Genomic DNA, 17332 nt, shown 5'->3' with positions numbered 1-17332 from the left:
CTTAAACCGTGGCCGGGCCGACATGGCCCTTGCGCAATGCTTCGACAACCCGCTCTTTGGGACCGTCGGCGACCACCTTGCCGTTGTCCAGCACCACCAGCCGGTCGACCAGACTGAGCATCGACATGCGGTGGGTGACCAGCAACAGGGTCTTGCCCTGCAGCCGTTCGAACAGCTTGTGGCGCAGGATATCTTCGCTGCTGTTGTCCATGTGGCTGGTGGGTTCGTCGAGCAGCATGATCGGTGGATCGAGCAACAGTGCTCGGGCCAGCAGTACGGTCTGGCGCTGCCCCCCGGACAGCAGCTGACCGCGCTCGCCGACCGGGCGGTCAAAGCCCAGCGGATGGTTACGCGCAAGCGCGGTCACGCCGGTCAGCTCGGCCACCTCCAGCATCCGTGCGTCAGTCACGTAGCGTGCGCCCAGGGTCAGGTTGTCGCGCAGGCTGCCGGCCAGTAACGGCAGGTCATGGGCGACATACCCCACTTGCTGGCGCAGATCGGCGACATCCACCTGACGCAGGTCCAGGCCGTCCAGCAGCAGTTGCCCCTGATCAGGCGTGTAAAAGCCCATCATCAGCCGCGCCAGGGTGCTCTTGCCCGAGCCGCTGCGGCCAATGATGCCGATGCGCTCGCCGGGGCTGACCGTGATGCTGACGTCGTTCAGCGCCGCCGGTGTACCTGGCCCGCCATAGGCGAAACTGGCGTTGACCACTTGCACGGCACCCTTGAGCCGGGTGTGCTGCAACGGATGCTTGCCTGGCTCGCGTTCTTGCGGGAGGGCCATCAGCGAGTCGGTACTTTTCATCGTCACCTGCGCCTGCTGATAGCGCGTGATCAAGCCGGCGATCTGCCCCAGTGGCGCCAGCACGCGACTGCCGAGCATGTAGCTGGCGACCAGTGCGCCGACGCTCAGGTTGCCGGCGATGATGATGTAGACGCCGGCGACGATGGTTGCCATGCCCGAGAACTGCTGGATGAACAACGTGCCGTTGCTGGCCAGTGCCGACAGATCGCGGGCATGGCTGTCCAGTCGGGTCAGGGCGCCATGGGTCGATTCCCACTTGTGCTGGCGCTCGCTTTCGGCGCCGCAGGCCTTGAGGGTTTCCAGGCCGCCGAGGGTTTCCACCAGCAGCGCCTGGCGTTCGGCCCCCAGCGCCAGACTGCGCTCGACGGTGTCGCGCAGGCGTATCTGGATGACCCAGGCAAACAGGATGGTGACGGGGAACGCCACCAGCGGGATCAGCACCAGCCAGCCGCCGAGCAGGCCGATTACCGCCAGCATCAGCACGGCGAACGGCAGGTCGATGAGGCTGGTCAGGGTCACGGCGGTGAGGAATTCGCGCAGGCCCTGGAAGTCGTGAATGCTCTGGGCGAAACCACCGATGCTCGCCGGGCGTGCCTTCATCGCCATGCCGGTGATGCGCTCGAACAACGTGGCCGAGAGGATCACGTCGGTTTTCTTCCCGGCCTGATCGAGCAAGCGTGCGCGCACCAGACGCAGGGTCAATTCGAATACCGTGCCGATCAGCAACCCGACCGCCAGCACCCACAGCGTCGACGTTGCCTGATTGGGCACTACGCGGTCGTAAGTCTGCATGACGAACAGCGGAACCATCAGTCCCAGCACGTTGATCAGCAGGCTGGCGAGAATCGCATCGCCATACAGCCCGCGTGAGAGTTTAAGCGTGTCGCGGAACCAGGCGTGGACCCGTGGCACCAGCGGCGCACGCAGGTTTTCCAGCTCGTGGCGCGGGCGGGCGAACAGCGCCTGACCGGTGTAGATGCTCTGCAGTTCTTCGCGGCTGACCCGTTGTTCGCCACCCTCGGCTTCGCTGGGCAGGATCAGCGCGCGACCGTCTTCTTCCCAGCGCCTGAGGATCGCGCATCGATTGCCCTTGAGCAGCAGCAAAACGGGCAGGTTCAAACCGTCGATGGCCTCCAGATTGCGGCGCAGGATGCGCGCCTGCAGGCCGGCACGAGCGGCGGCGCGAGGCAGAAGGTCGACGCTCAGCAGCTGTTGGGCCAGTGGCAGACCGGCGCTGAGGCTGGTGCGGCTGGCGCTGCAATCGTGCAGCCGGCAGAGGATAAGCAGGCCGTCGAGCAGCGGGTCGTCGAAGTTCGAACGTGGGTCGAACGCAGCCGGTTCTGCGGGGGGTGATTGCATGCTGGTCACAGGGCTTCTCCCAGCGCTCGCGCGCTACTTCAGTTCAGGCAGCCGCGCTTCGCTTTTGACTTCCGTCAGGGCGACTGCTTCGCTCGGCAGTACAACGCGCTCTTTGCGCAACAGCTCGCCTTCAGTGGCCAGCACCCGGTACATCGAGAACTCTTCGGTGTAGCGCAGCTCGGTGTAACGCCGGGCGGCGTTGTACAGCTCGTTTTCACTGTCGAGCAGGTCGAGCAGGGTACGTTGACCGAGGCCGAACTGATCCTGATACGCGGCGCGCACCTTGGTCGTGGTTTCGGCGTACTCCCGGGCGATTGGCGTCTGCACGCGGGCGTTATTCATCGCGTTCCAGGCCAGCGACATGTTCTCGTTGAGCATGCGCAACGCGTTGTTGCGAATGTCCATGGCCTGGCCGGTCTTGTAGGCGTCCGAATTCAGCCGGGCCTTGTCACGGTTGCCGTTGAACAGGTTGTAATTCATCACCACCGCGGCGCGCCATTCGTTGTCGTGGCCTTCCTCACCCTGCAGGTTGTCGTTGGCGCCCACCGCAAGCTCACCGTCGAAGCGCGGATAAAACGGCGACTTGGCCACTTCGTACTGCTTCTCGGCGGCGTTGACGTCGGCCTGAGCGGATTTCAGGTAAGGATTGTTGAGCAGCATGCTCTGCCGGGCATCGAGCAAACTGGGCGGCACTTCGCCCTTGATCGATGCTGGTGATTCGAGCTCGTCGGGCATCCTGCCCACAGCGCTGAAAAAGTTGGCCTCGGCGTCAGCCAGGTCCACCTGTGCGGTGTAGAAGTTGTTTTCGGCCAGCGCGCGGCGAGCCTTGGACTGATCAGCGTCGGCGTTGCTGCCGATCCCCTGATTGCTGCGCAGACCGATCTGGTCGTTGATGCGCAGATGCGCCTGCAGGTTGTTCTTGGCCAGCGCCAGCATCTCGCGACGCTTGAGCACTTCCAGATACACCTCGATGGCCCGCAGCGCGAGGCTTTCCGAGGTGCCGCGTAGGTAGTACGCACGAGAGTTGACCACCGCCTGGGTGCGGCCGACTTCGTTACGCGTATTGAACCCGTCGAACAGCATCTGCCTCAGGCGCAGTTCGGACTGGGTGTAGTTCAGGGTTTCTTCGTTGTGATTGCCGACAAAGCGGGTAGTGGGACTGTCGGTGTGCTCACGGCCATAGGCGGCCAGCAGATCCACGGTCGGGAGATAGCCTCCCTTGGCGATTTTCACGTCTTCGTCTGCGGACAGGCGGTTATTCACGTTGGCGTGAATTTCCGGGTGGTTGTCGATGGTGTTCTGAATCGCCTGATTCAGTGACATGGCTTGTGCCTGAGCGCAGGCGACCGCCAACACAACTGCACTGTAAAGCGGGGTCAAATCGCGCATGGAAACTTCTCCCTGGAATGATGTGCTGCTGCCTAACGCCAATAAACCGTCGAATCTGCTGGGTAAAACCGTATCAGATTTGTAACATCACAGCGAAGAACAACTTTCGTAAACGCTAAGACGTTTTTTTCATAAGCTTTATTCCAAAAAAAACTTATGCTGTTTCGCTTTTCCGGGCCAAGGTTGATTTTATGAACCGCCTGTATTCAAGGTGTTACGGGTGTATTTTGGTTTTGGTGGTGGTTTTAACGGAAATTTGACGGCGTTCGATCAAGCGGTTTTTCGAGCAAAAAACCTGAGAAAATTCAGCGACATAAAATTGTCGCGTGATGCTGGCTTCATGCCATTTCTGTGCTTGATTCGAACAGTTTCTGTTGGATCCGTAACATTTTCTGATCCGGAATTTGCAGAAAGGGAGCGGGTATGGCCAGGTTGATCGGTACGGTTGAGCGGGTAGTGGGCGATGTGTTCGCAGTGGCGGGCGACGGCAGCCGGCGGCTGGTGGTCGAAGGCGACAAGGTTTTCGCCGGCGAGCTGTTGCAGACCGGCCCGACAGGGGCGGTGGCGGTTCACCTGACCCACGGCGGTGAGCTGACGCTTGGTCGCGACAGCAGCATGCCCTTGACCCCGCAAAACCTTGCCAGTCATGCAACCCATGTCGACGCCCCCGACGCAGCGCCCAGCCCCTATGTGCTCGCCGAGGTACAGCAGGTACAGCAGGCGGTTGCCGCCGGCGCCGATCCCGCTCAGGTCACCGAGCCATCAGCTGCGGGCAACGCCAGCCCCGGCGGTGCGCCCAGTGCCCTGGGCGGCGGACATTCCTATGTGCTGTTGACCGAAACTGCCGGGGTCGTCAATCCGGTCGTCGGCTTTCCCACCGCCGGTTTGGTTAGCCGTTTCGAAGTGCCGGAGGGTGAGGTCTTCGGCGATCCGAACCGCAATGGCGATAACTCGCTGCCACCGGTGGTCGTGCCGCCCGTCGAACCGCCGGTGGTGACGGCTCCGGTTGAACCTCCTGTTGTCACGCCTCCCGTAGAGCCTCCTGTCGTGACGCCTCCCGTGGAGCCTCCCGTCGTGACACCGCCCGTCGAACCGCCAGTAGTGACGCCGCCGGACGAGCCGCCGCCGCCTGTGAATAACGCCGTGACCCTGGGCGCGAGCGAAGTGACGCTGAACGAGGCCAACCTTGCCGACGGCAGCGCGCCGGACGCAGGCGCCCTGACCCAGAACGGTGTGATCAAGGTCAGCGCCCCCGATGGTTTGCAGACCCTGACCATTGGCGGCATCGACGTCGTGGTCAATGGCGCGGGGATCACCTCGGCGCAATCGATCACGCTGCCATCGGGTGGCATCCTGACCGTCCTCAACTACAACCCCGGCACCGGTGAGGTCACCTACACCTACACCCTCGACGGGGCGCAAACCCACAACCAAGGTAACGGTACCGTCAACGACGAACAGATCGCCGTGCACGCCGTGGACAAGGACGGCGATGTTGCCGACGGCAGCATCAACGTGCATGTGCTCGACGACGTGCCACAGGCGCATTGCGATATCGGCAGTGTCGCGGCGGGTGGGGAAGTCAGCGGTAATCTGCTGCTCAACGACTCGCCGGGCGCGGACGGCGCGGGTCCCAACGGTCTGATCGTCGGTGTGCGCGCCGGCGGGGATATTTCAACGCCGGCTTCCGGCGGCTTGAACACGGTGATCAGCGGCTTGTACGGCACACTGACGGTCGATGCTCAAGGGGTGGCGACCTACCACAGCAACCCGGCACTGGTCGGTGCGCATGGCGAGCAGGATGTGTTCACCTACACCATCCGCGACGCCGATGGCGACACCAGCACCACCACCGTGACGGTCAATGTCGCGCCGCCGTGCCCGCCGATTGCCTGCAACGATCACGACATCACGGTGCAGGAAAGCGCGCTGGACACGCACAAGGACGGCCAGGACCTGGCGCCGGGCAAAGTCACTGGCAGCAATCCAGGCTCCACTGCCGAGACCGGGACCGGCACGCTGGCGGATGCCGTGCAGGGGGGCAGCGGTGCGCTGACGTTCAGTCTCGACGGCGCTCACAACGGTACGCTTCAAGGTGCGTTCGGGATGCTGCACCTGAACGCCGACGGAAGCTACACCTACACCCTGACGTCCGCGCCGAACACCACGCCCGCGGCCAACGATGGGCCCAATATCACCCACGAGACCTTCAATTACACGGTCACCGATTCGCTGGGCAAATCGTCCACCGCGCAGATTGTGGTGAGCATTGTCGATGACCAACCGCAAGCGGCATGTATCGACAAGACCGTGACCACCGACCCGGTCAACAGCAACCTGATGCTGATCGTCGATAACTCGGCCAGCATGAACGAGGCCTCGGGGGTCGATGGCCTGTCCCGGTTGCAGCTGGAGAAGAATGCGATCATCGAGTTGCTCGACAAGTACCAGGCATTGGGCGATGTGCGCGTGCAATTGGTCACCTTCAACAGCCAGGCGCATATCGGCAGCAACGAATGGATGGACGTCGCCACCGCCAAGGCCATGGTCAACGCGGTGACAGCAGGCAACGGCACCAACTACGACGCAGCGCTGGCTGCGGCTGAACAGGCGTTCGTCGAGAAGGGTGCCATCGCCGGGGCGCAGAACCTGGCGTATTTCTTTTCCGACGGCAATCCGACCACCTCGCCCGAGCATTCGGACCCGGGCAGAGTGCCGGACCCGGACCGCGGCGACGGCATCAGTGAGACCGAAGAGGCGGCCTGGAGCACTTTCCTGAGCAGCCACCACATCAACGCTTATGCCATTGGCGTCGGCACCGATGTCAGCAGTACGTATCTTGATCCGGTCGCCTACAACGGCCAGGCCGGCTCCAACAGCAATGCGGTGATCGTCACTGACCTTGGCCAGCTGAACGCGGTGCTCAGCGGCACGGTCCAGGGTGGGGTGCATGGCAGCCTGCTGGAAGGCGGCACGTTCGGCGCGGATCAGGGTTTCATCAAGTCTGTGACGGTCGACGGCACCACCTACAGCTTCGATCCCAAGGCGTACAGTCACCAGGGTGGCATCACCACCAGCGGCGGCGAGAATCACGGCAGCTTCAACGGCCTGAGCAACACCCTCACTGTGGCCGCCGAGCACGGCACCCTGGTGCTCAACATGGGCACCGGAGATTACAGCTTCACCCCCGGCGCCGGCATCAGTCAGGCGGCCACCGAGCACATTCACTACGTGCTCAGTGATTATGACGGCGACCTGGCGTCTGCCGATCTGACCGTGCATGTCGTGCCAACCCAGATCTTCGAAGCCCCCACCGCAGTGGCCGACAACGTCATCACCAACCTCAGTGGCTCGAGCATCGTCATTCCGGGCGCAGCGTTGGCGGCCAACGATGTGCAAGGCAACGGTGGCGAACTGACGGTAACGCCGACCACGTTCAGCACGGGCTGGAGCGCCAAGGGAGAGGACTTTACCGCGCGCTCGCTCAAGACCTTGAAGTTCAGCGGATCGGCGGATGAGGACGTCAACCAACTGAAAAACCTCAGTCGCAGCGATTTCTACAACAATACGGCGACCACCGCGCTGTTGTTGATCAGCGGTTTTCTGGGGGCGGCCAATGCCTCACCGTCCAATGCCCAGGACCTGTACAGCGTGCACCTGAAGGCCGGTGAGACCGTCACCGTCGATCACAGCCTGACCAACGACGTGCTGGGCATGGCCTGGAAGTTCGAGGACGGCGCATATCACAGCATCGGCGACGGCGACACGTTCACCGCCACTGAAGACGGGGTCTACCGACTGGGTGTGCTCAATCAGGGGGAGCCTGGCGAAACAGAACACTACAACCTGAACCTGACCATCGGTTATGCCGCGCTCGATGCCACGCCCGATGTGCACAGTACCTATACCGTCAGCGACGCCCACGGCAACAGCAGCACGGCAGCGGTCACCATCGCCCATCAGGACGGCCATACCGTCCTGGGGACCACCGCTGATGACGTCCTGGTGGGCGCGGCCGACAGTCACCTGCACGGTGGCGACGGCAATGATGTGCTGGTTGCCGGGCCTGGCACCAACGAGCTATTTGGCGACAACGGCGATGACATGCTCTTCAGCGGACCGGGCAATGATCTGCTCGATGGCGGCGCCGGGATCAACACTGCCAATTATTCGCTGGCGACCGCAGGCGTCAGCGTCAGCACCGCCGAACTCGGTCCGCAACACACCGGAGGGGCCGGGGTCGATACGCTGGTCAATATCCAGAATCTGATGGGCTCGAACTACAACGACCACCTGACGGGCGATCAGGGTGACAATCTGCTCAACGGCGGTGCCGGTGACGATGTGCTGATCGGCGGGTCGGGCAACAACGTCCTGACCGGCGGGCCGGGCAGCGACACCTTCCAGTGGCAGGCTGGCAATACCGGGCATGACACGGTGACCGACTTCAATTTCGGCATCGACAAGCTCGACCTCTCGCAATTGCTGCAGGGGGAGCATGCCGACGCCAATTCACTGGAGAATTACCTGCACTTCAGCGTCAGCGGCAACGGCGCCTCGCTGGTGTCGACCATCGACGTGAGCAGCGTGGCGGGCGGGGCAACCACTCAAACCATTGACCTTGCGGGCGTCAACCTGGCCCAGCACTACGGCGTCTCCCCCGGGGCGGGCGGCATGGTCGCGGGCGGGGCGGACACGGCATCGATCATCAACGGCATGCTCGGTGATCACTCGTTGAAGGTCGACACGGTTTGAATGACAGGCTTGCGGTGTGCCTGGAACACCGCACCAAATTTCTTGAGTGGGCAAACAGCCTACCTATCTTGTTGGCGGTGACTATGGCGCGGCCTAACGGCCGAACTGTTTCGCCTGCGGCGAGTTACTTGGAAAGGCCCCAAGTAACCAAGGGCTCCTGCTCCCGCTTAGGCCCGACTTCGTCGGGTACCTTCACGCAGGCGACGCTCCGTGGGCCCGCGCCGAACGGACATCCATGACCTGGCGGCGCTCTCGCAGCATCCATGCCGCTCGACCCACTCCACGCCACCTGCGTTCAGCCTGCACCCAAGTCACGTTCTGTGATGTCTGGACTGTCGAGGTCAGGAAGCAAAAATCACAAGCAGATGCGCGCACCGGCGGTGGCGATCCCGCGCCCACCGCGGGCAAGCCGGACTGCTACAGGGTTTGTGTGGATGACCGCTATGTTCAGCGACGCGAAATGTGTAGGAGCGGGCTTGCTGGCGAATGCGTCAGTTCTGACATCGCAGTGTCGACTGCCCGATCCAATTCCCACAATCTCTTGGCGAAGATTCTGATTGTGCTGCCGGTGCCCTGCAGATCGCCGGAAAGCCAGGCTCCCACGCCCTCCGGGCAGAAGCAGAACGGGGGGTGGCGACTGTTTTTGATTCTGCCCGGAGGGCGTGGGCGTGCGGCTTGCCGACGATCTGGCGCGAAAATGGCTATGTACACATTCCTGAGCCAACAAAGCGCTACGAGCGCAAGGTCTTCTGCCGCAGGATATAAACGGTTACCAGGGTCGCACTGAGCAGCATGAACCCCCGCGCCCAGATCATGGGCACCAGCCAGCAGGAAAACCCAATGCTGAGCCACATCAGGCCGATCGCGTAGATCTTGCCTTTGAGGGGGATGCCGTTGCCTTGCAGGTAATCGCCGATCCACGGACCGAGCCGAGGATGCGTCACCAGCCATTGGTAGAAACGTGGAGAACTTCGCGCGAAGCAGGCGGCGGCCAACAGGAGAAAAGGCGTGGTTGGCAGCACCGGCAGAAATATTCCGATGACGCCCAGGGCCACGCTCAGCCAGCCGATACCCTGGAAGAGATAACGCACGAGCCGGGAGCGGCTCGTGCGCTGTGGTGAAGCCCCGGGAGTCCCGCGCGCCAAAGGCGCAGACTCAGTGGTGGCGGGGTTTGAGGATGGCCGGTTTTTCGTCCGGTGCCTGCGCCAGCAGATACAGCGCGGTCAGCGCTTCAGGAATCTGCACGATCATGTCGTCCATCAGATTGGCATCAGCGGCGATGTCGGCGAATTCTGCCTGCTCATCGAACAGACCTGAACCGACCATGATCGGCAGCAGCATTTCGCTGACTTCATCCTCGGCGGTCTCGAACCAGGCCGCTTCACGCAGGAAGACACCTTCCATGAAGCCGATGCACCAGCCGCGCAGTTCCGAATCATCCGGGTCGTCGCCCAGATCGAGTTCGCAAGGCAGTTCGAATTCTTCCTCCGAAGCCAGCGTGCGGGCGATGTGTGCCTGAAGCTGGATCAGGGTGGCTTCGATCTCGGCCTTCTGCGACTCATCGGCGTAGTGCGGTGGTTCGGCGAACAAGGCGTCGATCCATTCACGCTCCGGCACGGTGTCGGCGCAGATCGACAGCGCGGTCAGGTAGCCGTGAGCGGCCACGTAGTCCAACGCCTCGTCGTGCAGCTCATCGGCGTCGAGGAATACTTGCAGGCGGGTTAATTGCTCGGCGAAGGACATTGGACGGACTACCTTGGAAATAAACGATGCTGAATTCTAGGCCCTGAGTGCCTCGGGCGCCAGCGGCGAGGGCCACGGATTCGGTATTGGGCTAAATTTCGACCGTTGGTGTAAGCGCTGTCCAATCGTGCGGAGCGCTCCGGTATACTGCCGCGCTTTGCGATTTCGACGGCCAATCTCCACCCGCCGTAGCGGCACCACCCGGGGTATATATGCTCGACCAGGCTCAACGCGTACTTAAAGACATCTTCGGCTACGACAGCTTCCGTGGTCGCCAGGGTGCCATTATCGAGCGCGTGGCCAGTGGTGGAGATGCGCTGGTGCTGATGCCCACCGGCGGCGGCAAGTCCCTGTGTTTCCAGGTCCCTGGCCTGTTGCGTGACGGCCTGGCGGTGGTGGTCTCGCCGCTGATCGCATTGATGGACGATCAGGTCGCCACCCTTGAAGAGTTGGGGGTTTCGGCGGCTGCGCTGAACTCGACGTTAAGTGCCGAGCAACAGCGCGACCTGGCCAACCGGATTCGCCTGGGCGAAGTCAAAATGCTCTATCTGGCGCCGGAGCGGCTGGTTCAGCCGCGCATGCTGGCGTTCCTGCAAAACCTGAAAATCGCCCTGTTCGCCATCGATGAAGCGCACTGCGTTTCACAATGGGGACATGATTTCCGTCCGGAATACCTGCAACTGGGCCAGTTGGCCGAGCTGTTTCCGGACGTGCCGCGCATCGCCCTGACCGCAACGGCCGACAAGCGCACTCGCGAAGAAATCGTCACCCGCCTGCACCTGCAGAAGGCCGAGCGTTTCCTGTCGAGTTTCGATCGCCCCAACATCTTTTACCGCATCGTGCCCAAGGAACAGCCGCGCAAGCAGCTGCTGGCGTTCCTCTCCGAACGGCGCAGCGATGCCGGTATCGTCTATTGCCTGTCGCGCAAGAAAGTCGAGGAGACCGCAGCGTTCCTGAGCGACAACGGCTACCCGGCGCTGCCGTATCACGCCGGTCTGCCCATCGAGACGCGCTCGAGCAACCAGCGACGCTTCCTTAATGAGGAAGGGCTGATCATGGTTGCCACCATCGCGTTCGGCATGGGCATCGACAAGCCCAACGTGCGCTTCGTCGCGCACATGGATCTGCCCAAGTCGCTGGAAGCCTACTATCAGGAAACCGGCCGGGCAGGGCGCGATGGTCTGCCGGCCGATGCCTGGATGGCCTATGGGCTGCAGGATGTCTTGATGCTCAAGCAGATGCTGCAGAACTCCGAAGGCGACGAGCGCCACAAGCGGGTCGAGCACCACAAGCTCGATGCGATGCTGGCGTTGTGCGAAGAAACCCGCTGCCGTCGTCAGTCGCTGCTGGCCTACTTCGACGAAATCATGCCCAACCCTTGCGGCCACTGCGACAACTGCGTCGACGGCGTGCAGACCTGGGACGCAACCGAACCTGCCCGGCAGGCGCTGTCGGCGATCTACCGCACCGGCCAGCGCTACGGCGTGGGGCATCTGGTGGATGTGCTGCTGGGCAAGGAGAACGACAAGGTCCAGAGCTTCGGCCATCAGAAACTGGCGGTGTTCGGTGTGGGCAAGAGCCGCAGCGAGGGCGACTGGCGTTCGTTGTTTCGTCAATTGGTGGCCCGTGGTCTGGCCGACATCGACCTGGAAGGTTATGGCGGCTTGCGTCTGAGCGACAGCTGTCGACCGCTGCTGCGCGGCGAGGTGACCCTGGAGTTGCGTCGCGACCTCAAACCGCAGACCACGCCCAAAGCCTCGGGCAGCCCCGCCAGCCAGTTGGTGCGAGGCGAGGAGCGCGAACAGTGGGAAGCCCTGCGCGCCCTGCGGCGCAAGCTGGCCGAAGAACACGGCGTGCCGCCTTACGTCATCTTCCCCGACTCGACCTTGCTCGAAATGCTGCGCAGTCAGCCCGGCACCATGGCCGAAATGGGCCGGGTCAGTGGCGTGGGCGCGCGCAAACTGGAGCGCTATGGCGAGGCCTTCCTGGAAGTGCTCGGCGGTGCAGCGCCGGCGCCACGGGTGGTCGTCGACCTGCGCCACGAACTGATCAGCCTTGCCCGCGCCGGCATGACGCCGATGCAGATTGCCGGCCAGTTGCAATGCACGGAAAAGAACGTCTACACGATGCTCGCCGAAGCAATCGGCCAGCAGCAGCTGTCGCTGGATCAGGCGCTGGATCTGCCGGAAGATCTGCTCGGGGAAATCCAGGACGCCTTCCTCGACGGCGAAGGCGAGCTGCCACCTGTGGCCTCCATCGCCCAGATGTTCACCGGTCGGGTGCCGGAAGGCGTGCTGTATTGCGTGCGAGCGGCGTTGCAGTCGGAATTCGAGGTCTGAAAGCTACTTCGGCCAAGAGATGGATGATGTACATCTGCAGCCACCGGCCCGGGCAAAACTGCAGCCTGCAATCCGACCTGCTACTGCTACTGCTACTGCCACTGAACTAAACGCGGCTGATCTTTATGTCCCGTATGGAATAATCGTTGCCACCGTCGGGACCTCCACCTTGGCCGCTCCCTCCGTCCCGATGACTATGCACGGTGCACGCCTTTAGAACCGAATCGGTGGCGATATAAATTCCCTGAAGAGTGACCCAGCTTGAGGTAGTCAAATCCGTTTCACTTAGATTATGCCCATCGATCTGGATTGAAAGTCTTGGCTTGATGGTGCTGGCCGGATTAACGTTTCTGGCCCTCATTTCAAATCGGTATGATGTAGTCGGCCTGAACGTAGCGGGCGTCGTAATAATGATGCCTGAATGTTGCCAGCCGATGCTGGTCTCGTTTCTAAGTCCTTCGCCGCTCACCAGGCGAGACTGGGTGTAGGCGTTCCCACGGACCCAGGGAGCGATTGTTGTGGCGGTAGCAAAATCAGTGACGATATCAACCCAGGTATCGATGGTGAATTCGCTGACTGCCGACGCTTGGGAAACGTTTGGCGCAGTCACCTTATAGAATACCTCCGCTTCGCCGACCCTGAGTTCAGCCTTTGGCACCTGAAAAACCACTGGCACCCCTTTAATGGCGGTTTCAGGGCCGAGAACTGTCAAAAGCCCTCCCGCGCTCCAGTGCAGCGAGACCTGATCTCCTGTTTCAATATCAGGAGAAATAACGGTAACAGGTGTCTGAGCTGGCGCCTCATCGGGGTTAAGGTAACCATCGATGATCCCGTTAATGGTAGGAGCAGGAAGTTGCAGTAGTGCGTTGATTGTCCAAGCTTGAGAATCTACCGTCCCAACTTTTGTGGTGATCAGGTTTCCGCCTCGTTGCAAAGGCAAGTGCGGAGCGGTCCATTCCCCGTGGGCTTCAATAGGTACGATTTCTACCACTTCGCCGTTGATAGAAATTGCTGCTGAATATGAGGTATTCATCCCTTCTCCTGATTTCATCTGACTATGTATAACGACCGAAGATCCGTATTAATAAAATCCCGATATTGCAATGCTAGATTTTAGTCAGTGTATTTTGATGTCTTATAATCTTTTGCGATAAGGTGGGTAATATAAATTGATGTTGTCGCTGATTGTTGATAGATAGGTACGATAAGTATTAAAGTTCCAGGCACTATGGTTGGTGTTGGAATGACCAATGGCATCGAACTTAATGAATGCGGATGCAGACGATCAATCCGGCGTCGGCTGCCAATGGGGACCGGAGGAACCTAGGCCGGTCCGGTAGCCAATGTCATCCCAGCCGAACTGCGCACTACCACTGTCATCCGCGACGAAACAGCACACCGCGCGATTGGCCACCTGTACCGTGAACTTGCTCGCGATTGCCCTTTTTGCGGCGCTGCAACGGTGACTGAGCCGGTGCCATCGCGAGCAAGCTGACGCCTGCGGGGTTTGGCGTTGGTTCAATCGCGACTGCGCCACTCGATCCCACGCCATACCTGCCGCACTCCGGACTGCCTCTGTCGTCTGCGACGAAACACCACACGCGGCCACTTGCCTCCTCACAAGCTCCATGGTTAGCTGCCTATTAATTAGGAATCGCCTCTAACCACTGAGTTACCTATGCCTCTAACTGAAGAACACCGCTTTGGCATGCAACTGGCCCATGTGTCCCGGGGCTGGCGTGCCGAGCTGGATCGGCGCCTGGCTGACCTGGGATTGTCCCAGGCCCGTTGGCTGGTCCTGCTGCACCTGGCCCGATTCAAAGAGCCGCCCACCCAGCGTGAGCTGGCGCAGAGCGTAGGTGTTGAAGGGCCGACCCTGGCGCGTTTGCTCGACAGTCTGGAAAACCAGGGGCTGGTTCGCCGCCAGGCCGTGGTCGAAGACCGTCGTGCGAAAAAAATTGTCCTGTGTGAAACCGCCAAGCCGCTGATCGAGAAGATCGAAACCATTGCGACAGCGCTGCGCCACGAACTGTTCGTTGGCATCAACGAGGAGGATCTGCGGGTGTGCATGCGCGTGCACTCGGCGATTCTCGCCAATCTGGAAAAATCCTGACGATATGGCCCAATGCCTGCGACAAATACATTGAACCTGTCGAAACATCCTGTTCTATTTGCACCCATACTGATCTTGCCCGGACAGGGTGTCCGTACCACGCATTTGCAGGGAAGCCTGCCTCATAAGGGTTCGCATGCTGAAGAGTTTTCAGGCCGGTAGTCGGCGCAGGAGTTTTGCCACCGTTGGCGTGCCGTCGGGTCTTCGCACTGGGTTGCTGACGTTGGCGATTGCCTCGGTGTCCATGCTCCACAGCTCCCTGGCGGCCGCCCTGGGGCTGGGGGACATCACCCTGCATTCGGCCCTGGGCCAGCCTCTGAACGCTGACATCGAACTGATCGAAGTCGGTGGCCTTGGCGCCGACGAAGTGGTCGTCGCCCTGGCACCCGCCGAAGCCTTCGCCAAGTCTGGCGTGGAACGCGTGTTTTTTCTCAATGACCTGCGTTTCACCCCCGTGATTCGTGGCAACCGAGCGGTGGTGCATGTCGAGTCACGCAAAGCGGTGACCGAACCCTACCTGAACTTCGTGGTGCGTCTGGTGCGTCCCAACGGCGACCAGTTGCGCGAATACACCCTGCTGCTTGATCCACCCAACTCGCCGACCGGCATTGCCGCGACGCGTAGCCGTGCTCAATCGCCTGCCGCTGGGGCGAAAACCAATGAATCGCGATTGCCCGTTGCGCCACCCAAGGCGGTACAGGGCAAGCATTACACCGTGGCCTCCGGCGACACCCTGGCGGGCATCGCCCATCGTGTGCAGGCGCCGGGCAGCAAGGCCTCGGGTGCCGAGCTGGTCAGCGGCATTCAGGCGCTCAACCCGCAGGCATTTCCCCAGGGTTCGCGCAGTCAGCTGAAAGTAGGGCAGAGCCTGTTGCTGCCCGACAGCGCCGTCGAGCCCAAGACGGTAGCGGCCGCGGGGTCTGCTCCAGCAGCCGGTTCCGGCGCGCCGACACCGACAACCGCAGCCATGCCGGCGCCCGTCGCGACACCGGGTGCGGCTGAGCAATTGAGCGCCACCGCGCTGCAGAATCAGCAACTGAGCAAGACGGTCGATGACCTCAAAGGCCAGATGCAGCAGATTTCCGAGGAAGAGGCAGGCAAGAACAAGCAGATCATCGAACTGCAGACCCAACTGGCCGAGATGAAGGCGTTGGCGTCCAGGCCTGCTCCAGCCCCTGTTCCTGCCGCTGCGTCGGCCAATACCCCCGTGCAGAAAACCGAGCCCGTGGTGACCGCGCCAGCGCCGGTGGCGGTTCCACCGGTTGAAGACGATGACCTGCCCTGGACCACGATACTGGCCGCACTGTTGTTACTGGTGTTGCTGCTGGCATTGGCCTGGTCGGTGCGGCGCAACCGCATCAAGAATCAGCTGGCGCTGCAGCCGGAGCCGGTCGAGCCAATGATCAAACCCGCCCAACCGACGGTCACTCCGGTGTTTGAAGTGCCCGCTGTCAGCCCGCGCCCGGTCGCTGCGGCGGCGCAGACTCCCTCCGCCCCTGCCGGGCAACGGCTGGCCGGTGCCGCCACCGATGCCCTGGATGGCGCCAGCATCTACATCGCTTACGGCCGTTTCACCGAAGCACTGGCGATCCTTCGCGATGCACTGGAACGACAACCACAGCGCACGGATGTGCGCATGCGCATCCTCGAGCTGCTCGGCGAGCAAGGCGATATCGCAGGGTTTGAAACCGAAGAAAAGGTGCTGTTGAATCAGGGCATCGAAGCGCAGAAGCTTGAAGAGATCCGCAATCGTTATCCGAAGCTCAAGCTGGCACCCGCGCCAAGCGCAGCATCGACAGCGGTGACAGCCGCAGTGGTTGCTGGCGCCGCAGCGGGTGTGGCGGCCGCGGACGCGAGCGACCGGCAAGCCGGGCAGCTCGATGAAAACGCAGCGGCATCGCTCAATCCTGAGCCAGGAGACGATTTCCACCTCAATCTGGATGACCTTTCCATGGACGCCGACTGGGACCTGGTCGATCCGTTCGAAAATACCCCCGCTCCGCGCAAGCCTGTCCCTGAAGCCGAGCCCGCGCTGGACCCCTCGTTCGCCTCGAACCTCACCGAGCTGCCCGAAGTTTTCGAAATGCCGGATGAGCAGTTCCTTAGCGATTTCGCGGAAGATGAGACCATCGAGCCGATGGACGTGCAGTTCGAGCCGGAGCCCGAGTCGATCGCTCAGAGCAACAGTGATTTGATGGACGATGCGTTTCTCGACAGCTTCATGACCGATGATGCCGAGTTCGATCTGATGGACCTTGAAGAGCAACCCCTGAGTCTGATCAACGAGGCGCAGGTGTTGATCGATGAGGGCAACATCGAGGAGGCGCGTCGCCTGTTGCAGCAAGTGATCGAGGAGTCCGATGACGGCCCGCAACAGACCGCGCGCGATCTGCTGGCAGGGTTGGGTTGAGTCATGCCCGGCAAAGCTGAAGTCACCATTACCTATTGCACCCAGTGCCAGTGGTTGCTGCGTGCGGCCTGGCTGGCGCAGGAGCTGCTCAGCACGTTTGGCGACGATCTGGGCAAGGTCTCGCTGGTCCCCGGCACCGGTGGCGTGTTTCGCATCACCTGTGACGATGTGCAGATCTGGGAACGCAAGGTCGATGGTGGTTTCCCCGAGGCCAAGGTGCTCAAGCAGCGGGTGCGTGACCAGATCGATCCGGAGCGCGATCTGGGTCATAACGACCGTAGCGCCCATCCGCACAGCTGACGCCCGGGCGCTTGATAGAACGCTTCGATGAAGTCTTCGCCATCAGTGATTGGACGCAGTTGCAGTGACGCACCTATGCTCACCGGGCGGGTTCACCTCCTTGGCGCATAGACTGACTC

11 protein-coding genes are annotated in these 17332 nt (G+C 61.6%); 6 read left to right on the top strand and 5 right to left on the bottom strand.

Translation table 11 applies throughout. The annotated features are described in order from the left end of the window. Position 1: 1 nt before the first annotated feature. The gene (locus tag ACI2KS_RS01460) at positions 2-2164 is read right to left on the bottom strand and encodes a type I secretion system permease/ATPase (protein WP_404616619.1); all 2163 of its coding nucleotides are present in this window, start codon (positions 2162-2164) and stop codon (positions 2-4) included. 33 nt (positions 2165-2197) lie between these two features. Further along, complete coding sequence (locus tag ACI2KS_RS01455) at positions 2198-3553, bottom strand: TolC family outer membrane protein (RefSeq protein ID WP_404616618.1); 1356 nt, start codon at positions 3551-3553, stop codon at positions 2198-2200. A 220-nt stretch (positions 3554-3773) separates the two neighbouring features. Here ACI2KS_RS01455 and ACI2KS_RS01450 point away from each other — a divergent pair, with 220 nt between their 5' ends. Both ACI2KS_RS01450 and ACI2KS_RS01445 read left to right on the top strand, forming a co-directional pair. Beyond that, positions 3774-3989, top strand: a complete 216-nt coding sequence (locus ACI2KS_RS01450) for a hypothetical protein (RefSeq protein WP_404616617.1) — start codon at positions 3774-3776, stop codon at positions 3987-3989. Further along, on the top strand, positions 3977-8308 hold the full coding sequence (locus ACI2KS_RS01445; protein WP_404616616.1) for a retention module-containing protein: 4332 nt from the start codon (positions 3977-3979) through the stop codon (positions 8306-8308). The genes ACI2KS_RS01450 and ACI2KS_RS01445 overlap by 13 nt, the downstream gene beginning before the upstream one ends. A gap of 731 nt (positions 8309-9039) precedes the next feature. Here the strand turns inward: ACI2KS_RS01445 and ACI2KS_RS01440 are convergent. Beyond that, positions 9040-9453 (bottom strand): YbaN family protein, encoded by a 414-nt coding sequence (locus tag ACI2KS_RS01440; RefSeq protein WP_404616615.1) that lies wholly within the window; start codon positions 9451-9453, stop codon positions 9040-9042. A gap of 10 nt (positions 9454-9463) precedes the next feature. Next, positions 9464-10051 (bottom strand): UPF0149 family protein, encoded by a 588-nt coding sequence (locus ACI2KS_RS01435; protein ID WP_404616614.1) that lies wholly within the window; start codon positions 10049-10051, stop codon positions 9464-9466. 212 nt (positions 10052-10263) lie between these two features. Between ACI2KS_RS01435 and recQ the strand changes: the two genes are divergently transcribed. Next, a complete protein-coding gene (recQ, locus tag ACI2KS_RS01430) occupies positions 10264-12390 on the top strand; it encodes a DNA helicase RecQ (protein ID WP_404616613.1) in 2127 nt (708 codons plus the stop codon). Between the two features lie 106 nt (positions 12391-12496). Here recQ and ACI2KS_RS01425 read toward each other — a convergent pair whose 3' ends face one another. Further along, entirely contained in the window at positions 12497-13423 is a 927-nt protein-coding gene (locus ACI2KS_RS01425; RefSeq protein WP_404616612.1) for a hypothetical protein, read from the bottom strand. A gap of 645 nt (positions 13424-14068) precedes the next feature. On the opposite strand from ACI2KS_RS01425, the gene ACI2KS_RS01420 reads away from it, so the two are divergent. The 3 genes from ACI2KS_RS01420 (at position 14069) to ACI2KS_RS01410 (ending at position 17213) form a co-directional block, all read left to right on the top strand. Next, on the top strand, positions 14069-14503 hold the full coding sequence (locus ACI2KS_RS01420) for a MarR family transcriptional regulator (protein ID WP_404616611.1): 435 nt from the start codon (positions 14069-14071) through the stop codon (positions 14501-14503). A 136-nt stretch (positions 14504-14639) separates the two neighbouring features. Continuing rightward, positions 14640-16913, top strand: coding sequence for a FimV/HubP family polar landmark protein (locus ACI2KS_RS01415; protein WP_404616610.1), 2274 nt, complete (start codon positions 14640-14642; stop codon positions 16911-16913). Positions 16914-16916: 3 nt separating this feature from the next. Continuing rightward, positions 16917-17213: a SelT/SelW/SelH family protein gene (locus ACI2KS_RS01410; RefSeq protein ID WP_404616609.1), complete on the top strand. Its 297-nt coding sequence runs from the start codon at positions 16917-16919 to the stop codon at positions 17211-17213. Positions 17214-17332 lie beyond the last annotated feature (119 nt).

Source organism: Pseudomonas sp. NPDC087358, from assembly GCF_044900785.1.
Classification (GTDB): Bacteria; Pseudomonadota; Gammaproteobacteria; order Pseudomonadales; family Pseudomonadaceae; genus Aquipseudomonas.
This window is presented reverse-complemented; position numbering and strand designations above follow the sequence as displayed.

Coding starts and splice junctions, on each gene's coding strand:
- ACI2KS_RS01415 (WP_404616610.1), top strand. CDS start 14,640: ATGCTGAAGAGTTTTCAGGCCGGTAGTCGGCGCAGGAGTTTTGCCACC.
- recQ (WP_404616613.1), top strand. CDS start 10,264: ATGCTCGACCAGGCTCAACGCGTACTTAAAGACATCTTCGGCTACGAC.
- ACI2KS_RS01425 (WP_404616612.1), bottom strand. CDS start 13,423: ATGAATACCTCATATTCAGCAGCAATTTCTATCAACGGCGAAGTGGTA.
- ACI2KS_RS01460 (WP_404616619.1), bottom strand. CDS start 2,164: ATGCAATCACCCCCCGCAGAACCGGCTGCGTTCGACCCACGTTCGAAC.
- ACI2KS_RS01445 (WP_404616616.1), top strand. CDS start 3,977: ATGGCCAGGTTGATCGGTACGGTTGAGCGGGTAGTGGGCGATGTGTTC.
- ACI2KS_RS01435 (WP_404616614.1), bottom strand. CDS start 10,051: ATGTCCTTCGCCGAGCAATTAACCCGCCTGCAAGTATTCCTCGACGCC.
- ACI2KS_RS01420 (WP_404616611.1), top strand. CDS start 14,069: ATGCCTCTAACTGAAGAACACCGCTTTGGCATGCAACTGGCCCATGTG.
- ACI2KS_RS01410 (WP_404616609.1), top strand. CDS start 16,917: ATGCCCGGCAAAGCTGAAGTCACCATTACCTATTGCACCCAGTGCCAG.
- ACI2KS_RS01455 (WP_404616618.1), bottom strand. CDS start 3,553: ATGCGCGATTTGACCCCGCTTTACAGTGCAGTTGTGTTGGCGGTCGCC.